Consider the following 9910-nt stretch of genomic DNA (forward strand, 5'->3'; position numbering starts at 1 on the left):
CGTATAAACATCGAAAGATAAGCCCAATGATACTTGAAAAATTGAATACTGTTTTATGCATTAATGATAATGATATTACGTTACTAATACTTAAACGTACTTTAAGCAGATCAAACTTTGCAGATCAGATAGTTGAGAAAAAGGACGGACTAGAAGCGCTCAATTATTGCCAACTCTTAATTGATAGTGGCCAGCAACCTTTAGAAAACTACCCTAAAGTCATATTCCTCGACCTTCATATGCCGGTGATGGATGGATGGGAATTTCTTACTCGATTTTCAAAAGAAATCTGGCCGTTTTTCAAAGATACTAAGATTGTAATTACCTCGCAATCAATAGATATTCAGCATACTATAAAGGCGCAATCATACCCCTTTGTTATTGATTTCCTCAAACAACCTATTACGATTGAATATCTAATAAGACTTCAAGAAAGCTTAGCGGAACACGTTTAATTAATTCAACCAAATTGTGGGAAATACTGGGTTCGAACCAGCGACCCCTACCTTGTCGAGGTAGTGCTCTAAACCAGCTGAGCTAATTTCCCTATTTGTTCCAATTCATAATTACCTTCCCCGGAATCCTCCGCAATATAATAGTATATTTTTCAATTCTGAACTCCCGCCCACTATTTGTAAGCTGCAAACTGAACTTTTGTGAAAGCGGATTGTTGGTTGTTTATGCCCATCTCCACTAAACAGTCCATTCATGACACTTGAGAAATATGTAAAAAAGAGAGACTTTTCCAAGACATCCGAACCTAAATCAGGTAAAAGTGTGGATAAAGAAAAGCTTCGTTTCGTGATACAAAAGCACGATGCCAGTCGTCTTCACTACGATTTCAGGCTTGAAATGGAAGGTGTACTTAAAAGTTGGGCAGTACCGAAAGGTCCTTCAACTGACCCAAAAACTAAGCGTCTGGCGATGATGGTTGAAGATCACCCCTATGATTACAGGTTATTTGAAGGAATTATACCACAAGGTGAATATGGTGGGGGAACTGTAATAGTTTGGGATGAGGGAACCTACGAACCTATTGAAGAGATCAAGGGTAAGAAAGCTCAGGAAAAGCATCTTTTAAAACAGTTGAAAGATGGTTCACTTAAAGTAAAACTCCATGGTAAAAAGTTGGAAGGCGAGTACGCCTTAGTTAAAACCAATGGAATGGGCGAAAACGGCTGGTTATTGATAAAACATAAAGACGACTTTGCTTCTCCATCAGATATTACTAAGAAAGATAAATCCATTCTGTCGGGGAAAACAATCGAAGTCATGGAAAAAACTGGCAATAAAGTGTGGAAAGAAGGCCATGAGCAAGTAATCAAAGATGATTCCAAATCCTCTGCAAAGAAAACCAATCATAAATCGGAAGCCTCACCAACAAATTCGCTCGCAGGCACAGAGAACATTCTAAAGAAAGCTAAAAAGACCCGCATTCCTATAGGAATGAAGCCGATGCTTGCAACTCTTGTAAATGAGCCTTTTGACGATCCGGATTGGTTATTTGAGGTAAAATGGGATGGCTACCGCGCTCTTGCATTTATCAATGATGGAAAAGTAGATCTCCTATCCAGAAATAACAAGAGCTTTAATGATAAATTTTATCCGATCGTAAAGGCACTGGAGAGTTGGGATTTCAACGCCGTATTGGACGGTGAAATCCTTGTTGTCAATAAAAGGGGCATATCCAATTTTGGGGATCTCCAAAACTGGCGTAGTGAGGCTGATGGTGAGCTCGTTTTTTATGCCTTTGACATCTTATGGTATAGCGGAAAAAATTTGACTGACCTCCCTTTAACGCAACGACAGAGCGTACTTCAGGAAGTTTTGCCAACTGACAATGACAGTATTAGGATAAGTAAAGTCTTTAACACAAGCGGAATCGAGTTTTTTAAAGCCGCCGAGAAAATGGGGCTGGAAGGAATAATTGCAAAGAAATCTGACAGCACCTATTCTGCAAACATTCGATCGAGGGAATGGCTGAAAATTAAAGTCAGCAGAAGGCAGGAAGTGGTAATAGGCGGCTATACTAAGAATGAAGACACAACTAAAGCATTTAGCTCATTATTATTGGGTGTTTATGAAAATGAAGAGTTTCACTATGTGGGTAAAGTAGGTACAGGCTTTTCTTCGAAACAGCAAAAAGAAATGCTAAATGAATTCAAACCCCTAATTCAGAAAGAAAGCCCTTTTCACACCGAGCCTGATTATAACAAACCGTCCAGGTTTCGACCTAAACCACCAAAGGCAAAAGCTACCTGGCTCAAACCGGAGCTGGTATGTGAAGTAGCATTTACGGAAGTAACCAGTGACGGTGTTTTCAGGCACCCCTCTTTCCAGGGAATGCGAACCGATAAGAAAGCGAAAGACGTAATAAGGGAAATTCCTGAACAAACGGAGGAAGTAATTGAGGAAAGCCCGGAGTCAGTACACCAGCAAGCAGTAAGCCCTCCGAAGAATAAAGGCCGGAAAACACTCCTCAATCCAAAGGACGAAACACAGATAAGGAAGATTTCCGGGCATGAACTGAAATTTACGAGCCTGAGCAAATTATACTGGCCAGAAGACGGGGTTACCAAAAGGGACATGTTTAATTTCTATTATCAGGTTTCAGAATATATTCTACCTTATCTTAAAGACAGGCCACTCTCGCTTAACCGCTTCCCCGGCGGCATTCACGGGAAAAGCTTTTATCAAAAAGACGTAAAAGGGAAAGCGCCGGAATGGGTAAAGACCTTCCCTTATGTTAATGGAGAAGGCGAACACAAGGAATATCTTGTCGGCGATGATGATGCTACTCTTTTATGGATGGCTTCCCTTGGCTGCATTGAGATGAATCCGTGGTTTAGCAGAATACAATCTCCAGACCACCCAGACTATTGTGTCATTGATTTGGACCCTGATAAAAATACGTTCGACCAGGTCATTGAAGCGGCACTGGAAGTTAAAAAAGTGTGTGACGCCATCAATGTACCTTGCTTCTGCAAAACCTCGGGTTCCACCGGGATACACATATATATTCCCCTGGGAGCCAGGTATTCCTACGATCAGTCACAGATGTTTGCCCGGATTATTGTAAATATTGTTCATAAACAGCTTCCTAAGTATACGAGCCTTGAAAGGATGATAGCTAAAAGGAACGGAAAAATGTATCTTGATTTTCTCCAGAATCGGCCCGGAGCTACTATTGCAGGGCCATATTCACTCCGCCCGAAACCTGGTGCTACCGTTTCCATGCCACTACACTGGGATGAGGTAAAACCAGGGCTTGCTATGAAAGACTTTACTATCTTTAATTCACTGGATCGACTTAAGGTTGAAGGCGACTTATTTAAAGGCGTGTTGGGCAAAGGAATTGACCTCGAAAAAGTGACGCAGAAAGCGCAAAGCATTTTCGATTTCTAAGACTAAGTATTATTGAATTAGACCAGATCAAATAATATTATCTCTGATCGATCGTTAAGCCGTTTTTATATACGTACACACTTCCGGATGACAAAAATTATTAACGAGATATGTATTGCTAATATTTTTTAAATTAGCTTCCCATCCTATTACAAACATGACCAAAAAACTCAGGGGAGAAGCATTTAGCGATATTTTCTATGCCTGCCCCGCAAAGATGCTTATAATAGATATCGACGCACCGGCATATACCATACTTGATGTTAATAATGCCTGTTTATCAGTTACCAATACCCGCAGGGAAGATCTTATTGGTAAACCCGTATTCGGGGCCTTCCCCGGTAACCCAACTTATAATGATTCTAAGACCATAGAACGCACAATCTCTTCCTTTGAACAGGCCATAAAGACCAAAGTTCCTCATGTTATGAGTAATTATCGGTACGACATTCCTATTCCAGGAACGAATAAATTTGAGGAGCGCTATTGGACAACCAGTAACACCCCAGTGTTAGATGAAAATGGTGATGTTATTTATCTGATTCATTCACCTTTGAATGTCACCGAATTCTATAAGGTGTCTGAAAGGGAAAAAGCCGGAATCGAGGCACTTCAAAACCAGGAACAGATGCTGTATAATATTTTTATGCAGGCACCCGTTGGGATCGCAGTAACCGATCAGGTTAATGCGAAACAAAAAATTGACGAAGCTGAAGAACGTGCGCGACTGGCTATGGATGCCGTCGGCTTAGGCACCTACGACTTGAATTTACTAACCGACGAGATTTTTACGACCAAACAGTTTGCCAAAATATTTGGATTTGAAGAGCCGGTCTCAAGGTCGATGTATCTATCGGCGTATCATCCTGATGATTTAAAACTAAGGGAAAAAGCACATGAAGATGCACTTATATCAGGAGAACTATTATTTGAAGGCAGGGTAATTTGGAAAGATAAATCTGTCCGTTGGGTGAAAATTGAAGGTAAAGTTATTTATAATGATGAAAAAGCGACAAGGATGGTCGGTACCATTCTCGATATTACCGAACAACGGCTTGCAAAGGAGGAACAGCGAAAACTAATTAAACTGGTTGACAGCAGTGTAGATTTAATGTCGCTTCTTAATCTGCAGGGCATCAATTCATATATTAACCCGGCTGGAAAGGCAATGCTGGGTTTTAAAAATGACGAAGAAGTCTTAAATACCCCGATTTCCAAACTTCACACTCCGGACGATCTGCTAATGGTCGAGCGCGAGGTTTTACCTACAGTTATGAAAGAAGGTAAATGGTCAGGTACCATGAATGTAAGGCACCTGCAGAGCGGCGAAGTATTTCCTGTGTTTAATAACTGCATTCGCATTGACGATCCCGTTTCAGGGGAACCAATTGCAGTTGGTGCGGTGATGAGAGATATGCGTCCCGAATTAGCGGCAAAACAAGCACTGGCAGAAAGTGAGCAATTATTAAGAACCATTACTACAGCCGCTCCTACAGCTCTTTGGATGTCCGACGAAAAAGGGCTGTTCACCTACCACAATCAGACATGGCTTGATTGGACAGGACGGACCTTAAATGAAAATCTAGGCAGAGGTTGGTTATATTCAGTACATCCCGAAGATCGTTTGAGTGTAGAGGAAAAGTTTTTAAGTGAACTGGAGAATAAACATTTGTACGAAATTGAATTTCGTTTAAACCATTCCGACGGGACTATTCACTGGTGTGTAGTTAACGGTCAGCCGCAATACCGGGCCGATGGTAAATTCACGGGATACATTGGAGCCTGTGTAGATATCACAGACCAAAAGCATCTCCAACAGCAAAAAGATGACTTTATTGGTATAGCAAGCCACGAACTAAAAACTCCCGTAACCAGCATTAAGGCTTACACCCAGGTGCTGGAGAAGATGCTTCAGCGAAAAGGAGACACTAAAGAAGCGGAAATGATCAGCAGGATGGATGGACAGATCAACCGCTTAACCAGCCTTATTGGGGATCTGCTCGACGTTACAAAAATAAGTTCTGGAAAACTTCAATTTAATGATCGGGAATTTGAATTTCTTCCAATGGTCAAAGAACTTTTAGAAGATCTTCAAAGAACAACTGACAAGCACACCCTACAGCAAGACTATGAAGCTAACGGCGTGGTTTTTGGAGATAAAGAACGAATCGGACAGGTAATCTCAAACCTGGTAACAAACGCAATTAAATACTCACCCCATGCCGATCAGATTAAAATTCACACGTCTTTAAAAGACGGGGAGATCATATTAAGTGTAACAGATTTCGGGATCGGTATTTCTAGCGATAATATGGATAAGGTTTTCGAACAATTTTATAGGGTTAGCGGAAATATGCAGCACACTTTTCCAGGCCTTGGTCTGGGGCTTTACATTTCCTCTGAAATTATAAAACGGGAGGGCGGAAGGATTTGGGTGAACAGCAAAGAAGGCGAAGGATCGACTTTTGGTTTTTCACTGCCTATATTGACACCCAAAACTTAACTGGCTAATTATTGTAAGCGTTTATTATTTCCTCATATACGTAATCTAACACCTTTGCCCTTAAGTTAACTTTTGAAACCCCATAAGTTTTATTGTCATCAGGATAAACCCTGTTAGTTAAACAGATATACACTAGATTGTATTTTGGATCGACCCAAACATACGTCCCTGTGTAACCACTGTGACCAAAGGCGAGCTGGGAGGGATAGCCTTTACCGGCTTTTTCTTCAGCTTCAGTAATTCTTGCAAAACCCAAACCCCGTGTACTAACCTTCGATTGACGGGAAGTAAACAAATCAACAGTCGCCGGGGTAAAGAACTGATTTCCTCCATATGAGCCCTTATTCAATAGCATCTGGTAATAGATGGCAAGGTCATTCGCCGTTGAAAATAGACCTGCATGTCCCTGGACTCCACCAGCCATGGCTGCCCCTGGGTCATTTACATAGCCTTGAACCAGCATATTTCTAAACCAATTGTCGTTTTCTGTGGTAGGAACAATCCTTGATTTGTCGAAGCGGTTGCGGGGCAAGAAACCCGTCGCCTGCATCCCCAAAGGAAGATAAAATTCGTTCAGCACATATTCATTTAGCCTTCTATGCGTAACCTGCTCGACAAGCTCTTTCAACATATACATACTCACGTCGCTGTATACAAATTCACCTCTCGTACCGCCGCTCGATTTTAAGGTGACCGGCCACATCACGTCGTCAAAGTAATTTGCACGTAGAAAGTAACCATCGGCCACTTTTATAGGATAAGCTGCTGAGGAGTCTGTGCTCATTTCGCCCGGCTTGAGCAATTCAAAGAATTTAATATAAGGGTAATATCCAGCTTCGTGAAGCAGCGCTTCTTTAATTCTGATATCACTTTTATCTGCAATCCCCCTGGTGGTAGCTACATATTTACTTATAAGAGAATCCAGCCCTATCATCTTCCGGTCATACAATCGCATAATAGAAGGTGTTGTTGCAGTAACTTTCGTCACTGAAGCCATATCATAAATATCATCCAGTTTTGCAGGATTTTTCCCATCATAGGAGTGTGCTCCATATGCTTTGTTGAAGATAACTTTACCATCCTTTGCTACCAGGATTACAGCGGATGGAGCTGAGTGGGCAGCGATACCTTCCATTACTATATTATCTATCCCCGAACTAAAGTTTTTACCTAAAGATACACCTTCAGGGGACGTGTACCCAAGACGTATCTTCTTAGAAGTGTAGCCTGAACCCTTTTTAAAAAGTGAGCTGTAATTCGAATTTAACCTGGATATTGCGGCTATTCCCCCAAACATAATCTGTGCACTAAGCGATGCTGATTCTTCGGTTTGAAGTCTATTCCAAATAATGGGTGATCGGACTTTGTCCAGCCTGGCCAAGTTTTCTCCTTTGCCTGAGAGAATAATTACCAACCTGCTTTGGCTTTCCAGGTCAGAAATAAATTGCATTAGATTTGAATTGAAAGAACTTTGGTCGGATAATTTCAATACCACTAAGTTGAAAAATTTAAGCTTCATATGCAGTGAATTGAAATCTGCCCCAGAGCTGATTGCATCCCCCCGAAATGCAGTTAAACTCCAGTATTTTTTGGCTATGCTGTCAAAAACTGTGGAATTAGGAAAGTTTAAATCTATGCTTGCAATTCTAAGGTCTTTAACATCCCGTAAAGGGATGATTGATTTGCTATTATTTAATAAGACTGCACTGCGCTCTGCAGCCGCTAGCGACTGCCATGAAATTTGGTTTTGAGCGATTACACTTGTAGTTATAAACGCAAAAATCAAGCTTAATATCTTTCTCATATTCTAGGTAAACAAAGAGGAACAAATACTAAAATGGGAAACTTAGCTTACCCATTGATACCGTCGGGACACCAGGCCGATCACCGAAAGGTGTATTCCCTCCCGACACCGCTTCATTTGCCAATAATGCAAACAATACAGCTTCTTTCGCATCCGGGTCAATCCCAAGATCCGAGGTAAACTTTAGCTTTCTTCCAAAATGTTCTTCAACATATTTAACAAGAAGAGGATTATACATCCCTCCCCCGCTTAAATAAATTTCAAACTCTCCGCGACCTTTAACCGACTCCGTTATTGCCATTATTATACCTTTAGCGGAAAACTGCGCCAGAGTTGCCATTACATCCTCATTTGATATATCCGATTGATCTGATCGCGCAATAGCACCTTCTAAGTAGTTCAGGCTAAAAAGCTCTGGTCCGGTAGTTTTGGGAAAATCTGCTTTGTAAAACGGATGGTCAAGCAGATGCGTTAGAAGCTTCTCATTAACACTTCCAGATGAAGCAATTTCCGCGTTTTTATCATAGTATTTCCCGGGATACCTAAGCTGTATAAATTGATCCATCAGGGTATTTCCCGGTCCCACATCCGAAGAGAAAAAATCTGTCGAATGTCCCGACGGAAGAAAGGTAAAGTTTGCAATGCCGCCAATATTTAACATGATACGGTTCTCAGCAGCACTCGAAAAGATAAGGTAATCGCCGTATACGGCTAGCGGTGCCCCTTCACCACCAGCGGCTATATGTTTCTGCCGGAAATCACTTAATGTGATAATACCGGTTTTCATTGCAATATGGTCTGCATCTCCGATTTGCAGTGTAGCGTTTGGATATCCTTGAACTTTATGCTGATGCGATGGGGCATGATAGATTGTTTGACCGTGACTGGCAATAAGGTCAATTTCATTTGGAGAGATACCCCATTCGGATAGGCACTCCAAAATTAACTCTGCATAATAGCTACCGATAACGGCATTAAGCAAGGTTATTTTTTCGAGGTCAGCACTTCTTTTCGCAAAAATGGACTTTAAGTTCTCTTTAAACTCGGGTTTGTATTCCCGGGTAACAAAATTCACTACCTCAATATGTGTTTCGAGGCCGCTACCCTGAAATTTACACACCGCAATATCAAGTCCATCAAATGAAGTTCCTGACATGAGACCGATGATCCTTCTTGCAGGTTTAGCTGCAACGTTGTATAGATTTTGAATATTTTTGTTCATGGCTTAAATAACGCATTTGGGGTCCGTTCAGATACGCAAAAAGTGGAATAAATGTTCAGACTGCAGGTTTAGTGCGGTCTAATGTGGTGAGTTTTTCATCACAAAACAAATTATTATACGACTATTTTAGGAATCCTGCAAACTCATAATTCCTACCTCCTACTTCCAATATCATTAAATAAAAACCAAGCCTTATACTATGTGTTATCCTTCTAAAATTAATGATATGAATTTTGTAAAATCAATGATTTCAGGCTTCGCAGGAGCTGCAGCGTTAAATATCCTGCATGAAACGATGAGGAAACTGGATAGTGGCGCTCCCAGATTAGACTTGTTAGGAGAACAGGCAGTAGAGAAATCAGCTAATGCCTTAAGTATCGACCCACCTACTGGCAATAAACTATACGGTGTTGCTTTGGCTGGTGATATTATCACCAACGCTTCATATTTCGCCGCAATTGGTATGGGAGGAAGAAAGTTTATGCTTGTGCGTGCAATCGGTGCGGGCGTGTCCGCGGGATTTGCTGCTCTTAAAGCTCCGAAACCTATGGGCCTAAATGAGGAATATGTTGCAAGCAGTGAAAAACGGGAAATTTTGACCGTTGCCTATTATGTTTTCGGTGCTCTTGTAACTGCGGGAGTATTGGGTTTGATGACCAGGAAATAATCCTTTAGCAATTAACCCTTCTTCTGAATAGCTTCAAAATGCTAAATAAGAAGGAGGGTTAATTTTTTATTTCAAGTCTCCTACTTCAGCTGATCAAGAAGGAGGTTCTTGATTAATATTAATCTCTCGTAAAATACTGTGGCATCCGGTTGGTCGCCAAATGAGTTTAAAGCTTGAAGATGACCCTGTATAAAATCCGGGACATTAATTATTTTAACTCCTTCAGAAATTATTATGGTTTCTGGTAAAATGACGGAGCTAAAAAACGCATTAAGTTCATCTATGGCCATAATCAATCCTTTTAATTGG

At 41.1% G+C, this 9910-nt stretch carries 7 protein-coding genes and 1 tRNA gene; 4 read left to right on the forward strand and 4 right to left on the reverse strand.

Annotated features, from left to right (window positions below):
• Positions 1 to 455, forward strand: a 455-nt coding sequence (locus tag WBJ10_RS16010; RefSeq protein ID WP_424292095.1) for a response regulator, incomplete at its 5' end; no start/stop codon positions are given.
• 17 nt (positions 456 to 472) lie between these two features.
• Here the strand turns inward: WBJ10_RS16010 and WBJ10_RS16015 are convergent.
• Positions 473 to 547: transfer RNA gene (locus WBJ10_RS16015), tRNA-Val, on the reverse strand.
• Positions 548 to 708: 161 nt separating this feature from the next.
• Between WBJ10_RS16015 and ligD the strand changes: the two genes are divergently transcribed.
• Together ligD and WBJ10_RS16025 are read left to right on the forward strand one after the other, a co-directional pair.
• The gene (ligD, locus tag WBJ10_RS16020) at positions 709 to 3405 is read left to right on the forward strand and encodes a DNA ligase D (protein ID WP_424292097.1); all 2697 of its coding nucleotides are present in this window, start codon (positions 709 to 711) and stop codon (positions 3403 to 3405) included.
• A gap of 157 nt (positions 3406 to 3562) precedes the next feature.
• Positions 3563 to 5908, forward strand: a complete 2346-nt coding sequence (locus WBJ10_RS16025; RefSeq protein ID WP_424292099.1) for a PAS domain-containing sensor histidine kinase — start codon at positions 3563 to 3565, stop codon at positions 5906 to 5908.
• A 4-nt stretch (positions 5909 to 5912) separates the two neighbouring features.
• Here WBJ10_RS16025 and WBJ10_RS16030 read toward each other — a convergent pair whose 3' ends face one another.
• Together WBJ10_RS16030 and WBJ10_RS16035 are read right to left on the reverse strand one after the other, a co-directional pair.
• Positions 5913 to 7712 carry a serine hydrolase domain-containing protein gene (locus WBJ10_RS16030; protein ID WP_424292101.1) on the reverse strand — a complete coding sequence of 600 codons (1800 nt, stop codon included), beginning with the start codon at positions 7710 to 7712 and terminating at the stop codon, positions 5913 to 5915.
• Positions 7713 to 7740: 28 nt separating this feature from the next.
• On the reverse strand, positions 7741 to 8934 hold the full coding sequence (locus tag WBJ10_RS16035) for an anhydro-N-acetylmuramic acid kinase (RefSeq protein WP_424292103.1): 1194 nt from the start codon (positions 8932 to 8934) through the stop codon (positions 7741 to 7743).
• Positions 8935 to 9160: 226 nt separating this feature from the next.
• Between WBJ10_RS16035 and WBJ10_RS16040 the strand changes: the two genes are divergently transcribed.
• Positions 9161 to 9601 (forward strand): hypothetical protein, encoded by a 441-nt coding sequence (locus WBJ10_RS16040; protein ID WP_424292105.1) that lies wholly within the window; start codon positions 9161 to 9163, stop codon positions 9599 to 9601.
• Positions 9602 to 9681: 80 nt separating this feature from the next.
• Here WBJ10_RS16040 and WBJ10_RS16045 read toward each other — a convergent pair.
• Positions 9682 to 9910, reverse strand: a 229-nt coding sequence (locus tag WBJ10_RS16045) for a DUF6965 family protein (protein ID WP_424292107.1), incomplete at its 5' end; no start/stop codon positions are given.

Source organism: Daejeonella sp. (genome assembly GCF_049655485.1).
Classification (GTDB): domain Bacteria; phylum Bacteroidota; class Bacteroidia; order Sphingobacteriales; family Sphingobacteriaceae; genus Daejeonella.